The organism is Synechococcus sp. LTW-R, from assembly GCF_014217875.1.
Classification (GTDB): Bacteria; Cyanobacteriota; Cyanobacteriia; order PCC-6307; family Cyanobiaceae; genus Vulcanococcus.
The window spans coordinates 1,989,543-2,002,728 of record NZ_CP059060.1; the positions used below are offsets into that span (position 1 = coordinate 1,989,543).

The 13,186-nt window shown below is 67.1% G+C and carries 14 protein-coding genes and 1 tRNA gene; 3 read left to right on the forward strand and 12 right to left on the reverse strand.

Annotation, left to right across the window (positions count from 1 at the left end; translation table 11 throughout):
• Positions 1–28: 28 nt before the first annotated feature.
• From H0O22_RS11050 to gcvT, 3 genes are all read right to left on the reverse strand, one after another.
• Entirely contained in the window at positions 29–1,177 is a 1,149-nt protein-coding gene (locus H0O22_RS11050) for an RNA polymerase sigma factor, RpoD/SigA family (protein WP_185186699.1), read from the reverse strand.
• A 92-nt stretch (positions 1,178–1,269) separates the two neighbouring features.
• Positions 1,270–3,093: an aspartate--tRNA ligase gene (aspS, locus tag H0O22_RS11055; RefSeq protein ID WP_185186700.1), complete on the reverse strand. Its 1,824-nt coding sequence runs from the start codon at positions 3,091–3,093 to the stop codon at positions 1,270–1,272.
• Positions 3,094–3,138: 45 nt separating this feature from the next.
• Positions 3,139–4,251, reverse strand: a complete 1,113-nt coding sequence (gcvT, locus tag H0O22_RS11060; protein ID WP_185186701.1) for a glycine cleavage system aminomethyltransferase GcvT — start codon at positions 4,249–4,251, stop codon at positions 3,139–3,141.
• Between the two features lie 183 nt (positions 4,252–4,434).
• Between gcvT and H0O22_RS11065 the strand changes: the two genes are divergently transcribed.
• The gene (locus H0O22_RS11065; RefSeq protein WP_255439299.1) at positions 4,435–4,614 is read left to right on the forward strand and encodes a hypothetical protein; all 180 of its coding nucleotides are present in this window, start codon (positions 4,435–4,437) and stop codon (positions 4,612–4,614) included.
• Positions 4,615–4,730: 116 nt separating this feature from the next.
• Positions 4,731–5,126, forward strand: a complete 396-nt coding sequence (locus tag H0O22_RS11070) for a cyclic nucleotide-binding domain-containing protein (RefSeq protein WP_185186702.1) — start codon at positions 4,731–4,733, stop codon at positions 5,124–5,126.
• A 1-nt stretch (position 5,127) separates the two neighbouring features.
• Here the strand turns inward: H0O22_RS11070 and speB are convergent, their stop codons facing one another.
• The 6 genes from speB to H0O22_RS11100 are packed head-to-tail and all read right to left on the reverse strand — an operon-like array spanning position 5,128 to position 9,749.
• Positions 5,128–5,982 (reverse strand): agmatinase, encoded by an 855-nt coding sequence (speB, locus tag H0O22_RS11075; protein WP_185186703.1) that lies wholly within the window; start codon positions 5,980–5,982, stop codon positions 5,128–5,130.
• A complete protein-coding gene (speE, locus tag H0O22_RS11080) occupies positions 5,979–6,848 on the reverse strand; it encodes a polyamine aminopropyltransferase (RefSeq protein WP_185186704.1) in 870 nt (289 codons plus the stop codon). Before speE ends, speB begins: the two co-directional genes overlap by 4 nt.
• Positions 6,793–7,683 (reverse strand): Coq4 family protein, encoded by an 891-nt coding sequence (locus H0O22_RS11085; protein ID WP_185186705.1) that lies wholly within the window; start codon positions 7,681–7,683, stop codon positions 6,793–6,795. Before H0O22_RS11085 ends, speE begins: the two co-directional genes overlap by 56 nt.
• A gap of 43 nt (positions 7,684–7,726) precedes the next feature.
• Positions 7,727–8,536, reverse strand: a complete 810-nt coding sequence (gene mazG / locus H0O22_RS11090) for a nucleoside triphosphate pyrophosphohydrolase (RefSeq protein ID WP_185186706.1) — start codon at positions 8,534–8,536, stop codon at positions 7,727–7,729.
• Between the two features lie 29 nt (positions 8,537–8,565).
• Positions 8,566–9,252, reverse strand: coding sequence for a bifunctional 2-polyprenyl-6-hydroxyphenol methylase/3-demethylubiquinol 3-O-methyltransferase UbiG (locus H0O22_RS11095; protein WP_185186707.1), 687 nt, complete (start codon positions 9,250–9,252; stop codon positions 8,566–8,568).
• A gap of 23 nt (positions 9,253–9,275) precedes the next feature.
• On the reverse strand, positions 9,276–9,749 hold the full coding sequence (locus H0O22_RS11100) for a metal-binding protein (RefSeq protein WP_185186708.1): 474 nt from the start codon (positions 9,747–9,749) through the stop codon (positions 9,276–9,278).
• 38 nt (positions 9,750–9,787) lie between these two features.
• Between H0O22_RS11100 and H0O22_RS11105 the strand changes: the two genes are divergently transcribed.
• Positions 9,788–9,859: transfer RNA gene (locus tag H0O22_RS11105), tRNA-Val, on the forward strand.
• Positions 9,860–9,868: 9 nt separating this feature from the next.
• On the opposite strand, the gene H0O22_RS11110 is transcribed toward H0O22_RS11105, so the two are convergent.
• From H0O22_RS11110 to H0O22_RS11120, 3 genes are read right to left on the reverse strand one after another with little or no spacing between them, the layout of a single operon-like run.
• Positions 9,869–11,407 carry a SulP family inorganic anion transporter gene (locus tag H0O22_RS11110; protein ID WP_185186709.1) on the reverse strand — a complete coding sequence of 513 codons (1,539 nt, stop codon included), beginning with the start codon at positions 11,405–11,407 and terminating at the stop codon, positions 9,869–9,871.
• Positions 11,408–11,438: 31 nt separating this feature from the next.
• Positions 11,439–12,353 carry an oxidoreductase gene (locus H0O22_RS11115; protein ID WP_185188410.1) on the reverse strand — a complete coding sequence of 305 codons (915 nt, stop codon included), beginning with the start codon at positions 12,351–12,353 and terminating at the stop codon, positions 11,439–11,441.
• A gap of 14 nt (positions 12,354–12,367) precedes the next feature.
• Positions 12,368–13,183 carry a class I SAM-dependent methyltransferase gene (locus H0O22_RS11120; RefSeq protein ID WP_185186710.1) on the reverse strand — a complete coding sequence of 272 codons (816 nt, stop codon included), beginning with the start codon at positions 13,181–13,183 and terminating at the stop codon, positions 12,368–12,370.
• Between the last annotated feature and the right edge of the window lie 3 nt (positions 13,184–13,186).

Sequence of the window (13,186 nt, forward strand, 5' to 3'; positions counted from 1 at the left end):
CGCGTCTGCCCGAGTGATAGCTGGATTTTCAGCCGCTGGGAGCGCTGTCTCCGTCGATGTTCAGCAAGTAGTCGTGCACCCGGCAGCGGCGCTGGGGTTGCCGCAGTTTCAGGAGGGCCCGGGTTTCGATCTGACGGACCCGCTCGCGGGAGAGGTGCAGGTCTTCGCCGATCTGGGAGAGGGTCTGGGGGGTGTCGTTCTCCAGGCCGAAGCGCAGGCGGATCACCTCGGCTTCACGGCCGCTGAGTTCCTCCAGGAGGGCTTCGAGGTCGTCGTGCAGTTGGGTCTTTGTGAGGGCCTGTTCGGGGGTGGCGTGGCCGTCCTCCAGCAGTTCCCCCAGCTCGGTGTCCATGTCGCGGCCCACCCGGGTGTCGAGGGAGACCGAGCGCGGCACCCGCATCAGGGTCATGCGGATCACCTCTTCGCTTAGGCCCAGTTCCTTAGAGAGGTCGGCGACGGAGGCCAGGCGGCCGTGTTCGCTGGCGATTTGCCGTTGGGCTTTTTTGATGCGGTTGAGCTTCTCGGTGACGTGGACCGGCAGGCGGATCGTGCGGCTTTGCGTCGCGATCGCCCGGGTGATCCCCTGGCGAATCCACCAGTAGGCGTAGGTGCTGAAGCGGAAGCCCCGGGTGGGGTCGTATTTCTCCACGGCCCGCTCGAGGCCGAGGGTGCCCTCTTGCACCAGGTCCAGCAGCTCCATGCCCCGTTGCTGGTACTTCTTGGCGACGGCCACCACCAGGCGCAGGTTGGCCTGAATCATCCGGTCCCTGGCCCGCCGCCCTTGGTGCAGGGCTTGCTTGAGCTCACCACTGCTCAACGCCGAGAGGCGTGCCCAAGCCGCGTGGCCGGCCTTGAGGGCTTCTTTCAGGTCAGCGCCGCTGCGTTGTTGGTGCTCGGACCACAGCTGCAGGCTGGGCCAGTGCCCCAGATGGGAGGCCAGCTGCTGGCGGCTGTGCTCCAGGTCCACCAGGGCCTGCAGCTCCTTGGATTGCTTGGCGAGGGTCCGGCGCTCCTGCAGCAGTTGCTCTCGGCGCTGGACCAGGCGAGCCAGGGTGAGCTCCTCCTCGTGGCTGAGCAGGTCAACGCGACCGATGTCCTGCAGGTAGAGGCGCACCAGATCACTGCTGCCGCGCTTGCTGCCGGAGTGTGCTGGTGGACGGGGAGGACATTTGGCCATAGGCCGATGGCGATTGCCACCATCAAGCTTCAGGTCTCAACTGAGACAGTGCCCTAAAGCCTTTGTTTGTATTCGGGTTCTGCCCTGAAGGATCAGTCCTCTTCGTCCACCCAGGTGCTGGCCACATGCAGCTCCTGCAGCTGCTTCTCGGCCACACCGCCGGGGGCGTTGGTCATCAGGCAGCGTGCCTGCTGGGTCTTGGGGAAGGCGATGGTGTCGCGGATCGACTCCTCGCCCGCCAGCAGCATCACCATCCGGTCCAGGCCAAAGGCCAAGCCGCCGTGCGGCGGGGCGCCCATGTCGAGGGCTTCCATCAGGAAGCCGAACTGGGCATTGGCTTCTTCGAGGGGCAGGCCCACGGTTTCCAACACCTGGCGCTGCAGCGCCGAGTCGTGGATGCGCAGGGAGCCGCCGCCGAGCTCAAGGCCGTTGAGCACCAGGTCATAGGCCTGGGCGCGGGCCCCGGGCAGGGTCTGGGCCCACTGGCTGGCATCGCTGCCCAAATCATCCGTATTGGGGGCGCAGAAGGGATGGTGCAGCGCCTCGTAGCGGTTCTCGTCCGCGTTGAACTCGAACATTGGGAAATCCACCACCCAGAGGAAGTTCCAGCTGTCGTTCTCGCCGTCGGCTTTGACCATGCCCAGTTCCCGGGCCAGGTACTGGCGCACGCGGTCCAGGGCCTTGTTCACGGTGGCGGTGTCGCCCGCACCAAACAGGATCAAGGTGCCGGGCTTGGCGCCGGTGCGCTCGAGCAGTTCGGCCTTCTTCTCGTCGCTGAGGTTGTCCTTGATGGCACCGATCGTGTCGATCTCGCCGCCTTCGCGGACCCGGATGAAGGCCAGACCACCGGCCCCCGCTTTTTGCGCTTCGCTGAAGACGTCCCCGCCGGGCTTGATGCGCACGTTGGAGACGGCGTCATTGCCGCCAGGGACGGCGATGCATTTGACCGAGCCGCCGGAGGCCACGGCGCCGCTGAAGACCTTGAAGCCCATGTCGGCCACGAGGTCGCTGACGTTCACCAGCTCCATGCCGTAGCGGGTGTCGGGGCGATCGGTGCCATAGCGCTCCATGGCGTCGTGCCAGGTCAGCCGCGGGAAGGGGCGGGGCAGATCAATGCCTTTCACGCTCTTCCAGATGGCCGTGATCAGGGATTCATTGAGCTCCAGGATCTGCTCTTGATCCATGAAGCTCATCTCCATGTCCAGCTGGGTGAATTCCGGCTGGCGATCGGCCCGCAGGTCCTCATCGCGGAAGCAGCGCGCCACTTGGTAGTAGCGCTCGATGCCGCCCACCATCAGCAACTGCTTGAACAGCTGAGGGGATTGGGGCAGGGCAAACCACTCGCCGCCGCAGACACGGCTGGGGAGGATGTAGTCGCGGGCGCCCTCAGGGGTGGAGCGGGTCAGGACCGGGGTTTCCACCTCGATGAAGCCCTGCTCTTCGAGGAAGCGGCGCGCCGCCTGGATGGTCTGGGCCCGCAACCTCAGGTTGCTGTTCATGCGCTCGCGGCGCAGGTCCAGGTAGCGGTGGCGCAGCCGCAGCTCTTCGCGGGTGTTCTCCTCGTCGTGCACCGAGACCGCGAAGGGCAGGTTGCCCTTGACGCTGTTCAGGACGGTGATGGCGCTGGCCAGCACCTCGATTTGGCCGGTGGGGAGCTTGTCGTTGATCGCATCGGCGGGGCGCTCGCGCACCTTCCCTTCCACCTGGATGACGGTCTCGTTGCGGAGATGTTCCGCCACGGCGAACATCTCGGCGCCGTTGTCGGGGTCGACGGTGATCTGAACGGTGCCGCTGCGGTCGCGCAGGTCGATGAAGATCACACCGCCGTGGTCACGGCTGCGGTCCACCCAGCCGCACAGCTGCACAGCCTGGCCGGTGGCGCTCTGACGCAGGTCGCCGCATCCGTGGCTGCGCATGTGGAAACAAGTGGGTGATCGGCGATTGTCCCACTTGGGGTGGGCTTAGCGCCGGTAGAAGGGGCGCCGCACCACCTCTGCGGCTTCGGCCTTGCCCCGAATTTCGACCGCGAGGGGAGTCCCGAGCTTGGCGGCGCCGGTGGCCACGCTGGCCAGGGCAATCCCGGCCTGCAGGCTCGGGGACCAGGTGCCGCTGGTGACGGTTCCAACCACCTCTCCGTCCTGCAGGACCGGATAGCCATGGCGGGGGATGGCCCGGCCCTGGAGCTTCAGTCCGACCAGGCGTCGCTTGAGACCGTCCGCGGTTTGTTGCTCGAGGACCGGGCGGCCGATGAAGTCCTTGGGCATCTCCAGATGCACCAGCCAGCCCAGGCTGGCCTCCAAGGGGGAGGTGCGGGCATCCATGTCACTGCCATAGAGATGCATGCCGGCTTCCAGGCGCAGGGTGTCGCGGGCGCCGAGGCCGCAGGGTTTCACGCCCCGCTCGAGGCAGGTCCGCCAGAAGTGTTGCCCGGCCTCCGCGGAGAGCAGCAGCTCAAAGCCGTCCTCTCCGGTGTAACCGGTGCGGCCCACAAAAGCCTCGCCGATGCCAGGCAGTGTCAGCTCGCGGTGGCCAAAGCGCGGGAGTCCGGCCAGGGTGCAGCCGGCCAGTGCCTCCAGGTGCTGTGCGGCATCCGGTCCCTGGAGGGCCAGGAGCGTGCCGGATCCCTTCAGGTCGATCAGTTCGATGCCTGCCGGCTCCAATTGGCTGCGCATCCAGGCCGTATCGCTTTCGGCGCAGGCGGCATTGATGACCAGCACGAGCTCATGGACCTGCTTGCTCTCCAGCCAGCCCCGGTCGTAAATGATCAGGTCGTCCCGGATGCCCCCCTCGGCATTGAGCAGGACGGAATAGCAGGCTTCGCCGGGACCGATCCGAAAGAGATCGCTGGGCACGAGGCCCTGCATGGCGTCCTTGACGTTCGCTCCCCGCAGCCGCAGGACACCCATATGGGAGATGTCAAAGAGGCCGCAGTGGCTGCGCACGGCCTGGTGCTCGTCGATCAAGCCGCTGAATTGCACGGCCATCTCCCAGCCGGCGAAGGGCACCATTCGGCCGCCCGCCTCCCGCGCCGCATCGAACAGGGGCGTGCGCTGGAGGGAAGGCGAAGCGGCCATGGCGGTCCAATGCTCAGGCGGATCCTATGGATCTCTTTCAACAAGAGGAAGAGAACCCGGAGCTTTTCGCCGTTCTGTGGCCGGCTTGGGACGGCGTGATTACTTTTGGCAGCCCAAGCCCTCAGAGCGATAGGCCCGCGTCCCTGCTGTAGAAGTTGCCGCCACTGCGCCTCTCCGAAAGGGGTGGAGTTGGGCTGGTGCCGTCTGCGCAAGCTGCCGATTCATCCGGAGCTGGCCGGGGAGTTGTGGTGCCACCACTGGACGGCTAGGCCGCCTCGCCTTCCCGTGGTGGGTCAGGGCGACGGTCTGCAATCGGCGACGCGCGATCGCCAGTTGGCCCTGACGGACGTTCTCGAAAACTGAAGCAAAACCGAAGATCCCCTGTTCTTTGGCTTTTGTCGTCTGGGTGTCCTGGTTTGTCCGCTTGAAAGTGTCAAGCTGTCGCGATCAGGTTTCTGAGTTGCGGAGGTTTGAGGTCCATGGTCACTTCCACCGTCGCGACTCCGATTGAGCTGATGTCCGCCCAGGTGGACTCCGAGACCCTCTCGTTCCCCACGGGGGCCGCGATCTTCAGCAGCGGCCAGAGCGCCAACGCCATCTATGGCGTGCGGCGCGGCATCGTCGAAGTGATTGATGGCAGCGGTGCCAAGCTCTGCTGCCGCCCCGGCGAGCTCTTCAGCTACGAGGACATCGTCTGGAAGGACGGGGTCTACCGCAATGACGCCGTCGCCCGGACCCCAGTGGAGTTGGTGAAGCTCGACCGCCTGCGCTTCCTGAACCTGCTGCACAACCACCCCACCCTGGCGGTGCAGCTGATTGCCCAACAGCACGAGCGGCTGCGGGAGCAGCGCGCCAGCGGCACCTGCGCCTACTGAATCAGCGATCCAGCAGGAACAGCAGGCTGCGAACCACCTTGGCGGCCAGAACGCTGCTGACCCCGGTGGGATCGAGCATCGGCGCTAGCTCCACCACATCGGCCGCCACCAGGTTGTGGTGACGGAGCTCATTGACCAGGGCCGCAAAGTCGCTCCAGAGGAACCCACCCGGTTCCGGGGTGCCCGTGCCGGCCATCACGGCCGGGTCAAACCAGTCCAGATCCACCGTGAGATAGAGCGGCTTGCCGCGCAGGGGCTTCAGCGCTTCCGCCATTCGCGCGATCGCCACCAGTCGCCCGGTCTGGCGCAGCTCTGAAAACTCCTCGCGGGTGCCGCTGCGGATGGCGATCTGCAGCAGCTGTTGGCTGGGGAGGACCTCCAGGCAGCGGCGCATCGCGCAGGCATGGCTGTGGTTGGCCCCCAGCCATTCGTGGCGCAGGTCCGCGTGGGCATCGAGTTGCACGAGCACCAGGTCGGGGTGCTGTTCGGCCACGGCGGCGACCGCCCCGGAGCTGATCGAGTGTTCCCCCCCCAGCATCAGTGGTTTCAGGCCCAGCCCCAGGACCGCTTCGGTGGCCTGCTTCACGGCGGCGACCACCGGCTCGGGGGCGCCAAAGGGGATGTCCACGGCGCCGAGGTCGGCGATGGCCAACTCCTCGAGATCCCGGTCGAGCTGGGGGCAGTAGCTCTCGAGGCCCGGGCTGACTTCGCGGATGGCGGCTGGCCCAAAGCGGGTCCCGGGCCGGAAGGAGGTGGTGCCGTCGTAGGGCACGCCAAACAGGCCCACCCGGCAGCCGGCGGGATCCCGCTGGCTGCCCATGTAAATGGCGCCGTCGCTGTCAAAGAGGTCGTTCATGCGTTGATCGCGCGTTCGATGGCGGCGGGGATGGCGTCAAAGGCGCCGCGCTGCCAGCGGGGACTCCAGATCTCACAGCCATCGACGACGGCCGCGGCACGGGAGGGATCCGGCTCCAGATAGCGGCGGCCGTCGATGGCGGCGAAGGTCCAACTCCACCAACCACTCGGGTACATCGGCACCCAGCCGTACATCGGATCGGCGTGGCCAAAGACCTCGCGGATCACCTTCACGGTGTCGATATGGACTTGGCGGAAGGCCTCCGGCGATTCGCTTTGGGTGGCGAAGACACCGCCGGGCTTGAGGATGCGGCGGCACTGCTCAAAGAAGGCGCGGTTGAACAGGCCTTCGGCGGGGCCCGCCGGATCGGAGCCATCGACGATGACGACGTCGTAGCTGGCGTCCGCGGCGTTGGCCGCCCAAGCGATCCCGTCGCCAACGGTCAGGTGGAAGCGGGGATCACTCCAGCAGCCTCCTCCGATGGAGGGGAGGTGCTCCTGGCTCCACTCCACCACCAGCCCGTCGATTTCCACCATGTCCAGGTGCTGCACCCCGGGGTGGCGCAGGCACTCACGGGCGGTGCCGCCATCGCCACCGCCAATCACCAGCACCCGCTCCACCGCGGCGGCACTGCAGAGGGCGGGGTGCACGATCGACTCGTGGTAGTGCCGCTCCTGGCGCTCGGCGGTCATCCAGCAGCCGTCGAGCAGCAGCCCTTTGCCGTAGCGCTCGCTCTCGATGATCGTGACCCGCTGGAACGGGGACTGGTCCTCGGCAATCACCCGCCCGGCGAGGCCATAGCGGACACCATCAAAGACTTCGTCGACCCAGCCGGGTGTCGGAGCGGGAGCGGCACTGTCGGCCATCGCGAGGGCGCGGTGAGATCTCTCCAGATTTGCGCACCGCCGCCCCCCGCTTGAACGACGCCTCGCCCTCCAGGACCGCACTGATCTCGGGGTTGCTGCTCCAGCTCCAGGGGCCGCTGGTCACCGCCTCGATCTGTAGCTCCTGGCGCAATTCCGCGAGGTTGCGCTCCATCAGCTGCTCCCAGGGCAACGCGAACAGGGGCTTGGCGTTGGCCCCCATCTCCAGCCCTTCACTGATGCGGCCAAAGGCGTAGGCCGCCGTGTGGGCCCGCTCGGCGTGGGTCTCGAGTTCATCGATTGGGGTGTCATCCCGGAACCAATTGAGCAGCAGGGCCATCAGGTCGGTGAAGGCCAATCCGGGGTGGGAAAACTGGGCGACGCTGACGCTGATCACCCCCAATTCGCCGAAGTTGTCCAGGCTGAATCCCGTGAGGATGTGGTGCAGGTCATGGGTCGCATAGACCCGGTAGTTGATGTAGTCGGCGTCGGTTTCGAGGTTCCCGAAGAAGCTCGGTTCCGGGAAGAAATTGATGTCGTAGCCCAGGGCCCCCAGCACGGCGGCGTAGGTGTGTCCCAGGCTTCCCTTGGGGAGGGCCTTGAGGGCGGCCGTGTCGTAGGGCCCGCTCAGCTGCCGGGCCTGTATGAGTCGCTGGGCCTCCGGGTCCCGCGCGAGGCGCTTGCGGCAGAGCTGCATCGGGCTGGACTTCCGCAGCCGGTGGGAGAGCTCAAAGACGTTTTGGGCGGACTCCCCGCCGCCGGCGGCCAGGTCCATGAGCTCAAGGAAGCCGTGGATCTGTTCAGGGCTGGCGAGGCGATCGAGGTAGCGAAAACCCATGGGGGTTCAGCGCGGGACCCTCAAGCTAGAAACGGTTTTCCGTTCAGACCGCACCCTGCTGCTCGCTGCGGATCTGGGCCTTGGCCTGCTGCCAGAGGGTCTCCAGTTCGCGAATGCTGCGTCCTTGAAGGTCGCCGCCTAGGGCGGCCTCGACCCGGGAGAAGCGATCGAGGAAGCGGTGGTTGGTGCCGGCCAGCCCGGACTCCGGGTCGATGCCGCACCATCGGGCCACGTTCACCAGGGTGAAGAGAACATCCCCGAGTTCCTCTTGGGCGTGGGCCTTGTCCCCTGAGGCCACCGCTTCCTTGAGTTCATCGAGCTCCTCGTGGACCTTCTCCCAGACCCCCTCCATGGCGTCCCACTCGAAGCCGGCCTTGGCGGCTTTCTTGGAGATGGTCATTGCCCCGGCCAGGGCGGGTTGACCACGCACCTTGCCGGCCAGGCGGTCGCTGAGGGGGCTGGCCGAGGGCGGGGCCTCGCCCTTTTCACTGGCCTTGATCGCCTCCCAGGTTTCCTTCACCGCCGCGCTGTCTGGGGCGACGGCATCGCCGAAGACGTGGGGGTGGCGCCGGATCAATTTCTCGCTGATCCCCCGGGCGATGGCCTCGAGGTCGAAGCGCTGCTCCTCCTGGGCGATCTGGGCATGGAGCACCACCTGCAATAGGAGGTCGCCGAGCTCTTCTTTGAGGTGGGCGTCATCCCCGTAGCGAATGGCGTCGGCCACCTCGTGGGCCTCCTCGAGCACGTAGGGGACGAGGGACTGGTGGGTTTGCTCCAGGTCCCAGGGGCAGCCCCCATCGGGATCCCGCAGCTTGGCCACCACCGCGATCAGCTCTTGAAGGGCATCGCTCATGGGAAGGGGCCAGCTGCCCCCTCACGATCTCATTGACCGCGGGGCCTGCGGCTGAACCAGAGCCGGTTGAAGAGCGCCTGCAGCAGTGGCGTGGGGGGCTCCATCTGGGCCAGCCGCAACTGCGTGGCCAGGCGATCGGGATCGAGCGAGAAGACCCCGGCATTGCGGGAGGCCATGACGCGCTCGATGGCTTCGGACTCCAGGCCTTGGGCGTGGAAGCGGGCGCGGGCGATCGCCTGCCAGAGCTCCAGGTCCGCGTCCTTCTCTTCACTGAAGCTGCTGAGCACCAGCACCCCCCCTGGGCCGACGCGGGCACAGAGCTGTTGGAGAACTGGTTCTTGCTCCGCCGGTGGCAGCAGGTGCAGGACGTTCTGGCAGATCACCGCGTCAAAACGGCCCGCCACCTCCGTGAGCGCGTTGGGCCCCCAGGCGATGCGCTCGCCTGCTTGGGTTTCCGCAATCACGGCGCTGCAAAACCCGCGCATCTGCTCGCTCGGCTCCACCAGCTGCAGGGTTGCCCCGGGCATGGCCCGCAGCAGGCTTGGCAGTTCTTCCCCTGCCCCCGGTCCCACCACAAGCGCCGATGCGGCCGTTGGCACCAGGGCACCGAGCGTGGCCGCGGCGAGCTCCAGGTGGGCGTCGTAGGCGGGAATGAGCCGGCGAATGCGCTGGTCGTAGTGGCGGCCGTAGTCGCCATCGAAGTCAAGGCGTGCCATCGCGCGGAGCCGTTGCCTTTGCTTTAGCGACGTCTCCCCATCCGTGGCATCGGGTCCCCGTCCTGCAGGAGGTGCAACCAGGCGCTGGCTTCGATCCCGATCAGGGCAACCAGCAGCAACCGTTCGGGCCGGCTCCACTGCTGCTGCAGCCAGCGCAGCAGGTCCGTGCTGGCCGGGGGGTGGGTGAGGCCTGTCAGCAGCAGGGCGAGGCCGGTGAGGTAACCGACGCGCACCAGGGTGCCCAGCACCGGCGAGTGGGAGAGAACCGAGCGATGGCGCAGGGCCTTCCGGTAGGGCCACCACAGCCTGCGAAGCGGCCCCCAGCGCTGGTAGGGACGGGAGTTCGTGTCGAGATCGGGGGAGAGCCAGAGGCCGCCGATCAGGAAGGCCAGGCCACTGACGAGTGCTCCGAGGGGGCCCAACCAGGGCCACCAGAGCAGTCCGTAGGGCAGGGCCAGCCAGCAGGTGGCGCGGTCGTGTTGCTGGCCGCTGGCCATCGCTGGGGGTGAGTGCTGCCCTGCAGAATGCCGTAACCGCCCGGTTAGCTCAGCGGTAGAGCGCCTGCCTTACAAGCAGGATGTCGCTGGTTCGAACCCGGCACCGGGCATCACCGCTGTTAGTGAGCAGAGGACAGTTCACCTCCGCGGCCGCCCGCCTCTTCCGCCACGCCGATCCGGGCGAACAGGTTCAGGCTCTCGTCGTTGAGGTTGATCACCTCGACCTGGCTGCCGCCGAGCTTGAGCTTGCGGATCACCTGGTCGAGAGCACTCACACCGCTTTGATCCCAGATGTGGGCCTCGCCCATGTCGATGGTGACGCGGGCGGGATGCTCGTGCAGCTCAAAGCCCTGCCGGAAGTAGATGCTGCTGACGAAGAACAGCTGACCGCGGACGCGGTAGATGCGGTGCTCGCTGCCGCTGAGCTCGCTGCTGACCTCGATCACCTTGGCCACTTTGCGGCTGAAGAGGATCCCCGCCAGGGCGACACCGGAGAGCAGGCCCACCGCCAGGTTGTGGGTCAACACGGTGACCACCACCGTCAGGAGCATCACCGAGGTGTCGCTCTTGGGGATGCGGCGGATGCTGCGGATCGAATCCCAGTTGGCGGTGTTGATGGCGATCATCACCATCACGCCCACCAGGGTGGCCATGGGGATCTGATTCACCCACTGGCTGGCCAGCAGGATCATCGTCAGCAGGCTCACGCCCGAGGTGAGGGTGGAGAGGCGGGTGCGGCCGCCGTAGCCGACGTTCATCACCGATTGGCCCACCAGGGCGCAGCCGGCCATGCCGCCGAAGAACGAACTGACGATGTTGCCGATGCCTTGGCCGCGGGCCTCCTGGTTTTTGTGGGATGAGCTGTCGGTGACGTCGTCGAGGATGTCCTGGGTCAGGAAGGTCTCCATCAGGCCCACCAGGGAAATGGCCAGGGCCGTCGGCAGGATCAGGCCCAGGGTGCCCGTGGTGAAGGGAACCTGCGGGATGCCGAATTGGGGAAGGCCGCTTGGCAGGGTGCCGAGGCTGCTCACGGTGGGCACGTCGAGGCCCATGCGAATCGAGATCCCCGTCGAGATCAAGATCGCCACCAGGGCGGAGGGAACGACCTTGGTGAAGCGCGGCATCAAGTAGATGATCGCCAGGGTCAGGGTCATCAGGCCCCAGACCGCCGGCAGCTGCCCCGCGGTGACCGCCACCTTCTCGGGGTGGAAGAAATCAAGCCCCAGTTGGGGCAGTTGCGCCAGGAAGATCAGGATCGCCAGGGCGTTCACAAAGCCCGCCATGACCGGCTGGGGCACGAAGCGCATCTGGTGGGCCAGCCGCAGGTAGCCCCAGGCGATCTGCAGAACCCCCGTCAGGATCCCGGCCGCCAGCAGGTACTGCAGGCCCATGCCTTCGCCGAGGGCGTTGCCCTGCTCCACCAGCCCGGTCATCAGGAGGGCGGTGGAGCCCGTGGCCGAGGTGATCATCGCGGTGCGCCCGCCGAACACGGCGAGGGTCACCGAGAGCATGAAGGCGCCGAACAGGCCGACCCGTGGGTCCACGCCGGCGATGCCGGAGAAGGCAATGGCCTCCGGGATCATCGCGAAGGCCACCACCAGGCCCGAGAGGATGTCGCGATGGGGCTTGCCCCACCATTCTTTGAGGGCGAAAGTCATAGGGCCTGCGGCTGCTGTCGTCTGGCGTTCCCTACTGGGAATCACCCGCTGGGGCCGACCCTATCAGTGCTGCACTGACGCTCCAGAGGCGTGCACAGGCCTCGGCGTCCAGCGCTCGAGGGGGCATGCGGCATGCGGTTGGGTAGCCCCGCAGGTTGCCGAACCCTCCCGGTCCGTAGAACACCCCGGCCTTGGCGTCCGGTGCCGTCGCCGCAAAGAGCTGGGGTAGGGCCCCCATGGCGGCGCTCTGGAAGAGCGGATCCATCAGGCGGTAAGCCAGCCCCTCGAGCTTGGCGTTTTTGGCGGCCACGGAGGTGGGCTGCAGGTTGGTGCGGGCTAGCCCCGGGTGGGCCACGAGTGAGAGAACGCTGGAGCCCTCCTGCTCGAGCTGGCGCTGCAGCTCGAGGGCCGTCATGGCGTTGGCGAGCTTGCTTTGGCCGTAGGCATCCCAGGGCCGGTAGCGCGTCTCGCCCTGCAGATCGTCGAATTGGATGCGGCCGAAGTAGGCCGCCCCTGAGCTCACATGCACGACCCGGCCGCTGGCGCTCTGCTTCAGCAGGGGTAGCAGGGCTTGGGTCAAGGCGACATGGCCCAGGTGGTTCACCGCGAATTGCAGCTCGAAGCCCTGGCGGCTCAAGGTCCGTGGCGGTGCCATCACCCCAGCGTTATTGAGCAGCAGATCAAGGCGCTCCACCTCGGCGGCGGCCCGCTGCACGCTCCTTAGGTCCGCCAGGTCCAGTTCCAGCGGGATCAGCGCTCCGCCGGTTTCCGCGTGCAAGGCCGCGGCTGTCTTGTTCGCCTTCTCCAAGCTGCGGCAGGCCAGCAGCACGGTGGCGCCCTTGGCGGCCAGGGCCCGCGCGCTCTCGAGGCCCAAGCCACTGTTGGCGCCGGTGATCAGGGCGGTCCGCCCCCGTTGATCGGGGATGTCAGCGGCGGTCCAGGGCACGGCGGGGTCGGGCACTACGGCACCAATCGTCTCGCCCGCAGTTCCAGCACCGTGGGCCCGACCCAGAAACTGCCGGGGTCTGAGGCGGCCGCCTGGATCTGCTCGAGCGCTTCGCTTTGATCGGCGGTGCTCCAGAGCCCAAGCCGTTGGAGCTGCAGTCCGTAGACCGCGACAAAGCGCTCCATCCACTGGGCCGCCATCGATCCCTGGGAACCCAGGACGGGCAGGGGGAGTAGCTCCTCGATCTGCCAGCCCCGAGCACTCAGCAGGGACGGCAGCCTGCGGTTCACGTCCGGGTCTCCGCCGGCCGCGCGGAAGCTCTGCTGGCAGGCCTGCCCGAAGCGCGCCACCGCTTCCGCCTGGGGATGCAGGGCGAAGGTGTCCCAGTGGACGTATTCGTGGACGAGCAGCTGGGCGCCGATGGGCAGGCAGCGCTCCAGGCCCGCCAGTAGGGGCTTGAGGTCCGGCAGAAACATCGCTAGCCAGCGGCACCAGGCCAGATCAAAGTGCTCGTCCGGCCAGGGATCCTTCAGCAGGTCGTGCTCGCGGACCTCGAGCTGTGGCAGACCGTTCCTTTGGGCCAGGGCTTGGGCCTCGGCGGCGTAGTCCGCGCTGAGCTCCAGCCCCAGGACCCGGCCGGTGGCGCCCACGCGGGCCGCCAGGTCAGCGGCAGCAAAACCAGGGCCGGCGCCCAGATCGAGCACCCTCTGCCCGCTCTGGATGCCGGCTCGCGTCCAGGCCGCTTCACTGATGGGGGACCAGAGCTCGTGCTGAAAGCGCAGCCGCTCCAGTTCGCTCTGATGGGTTCCGAGGACGTAGTCCGAGGCCATCGC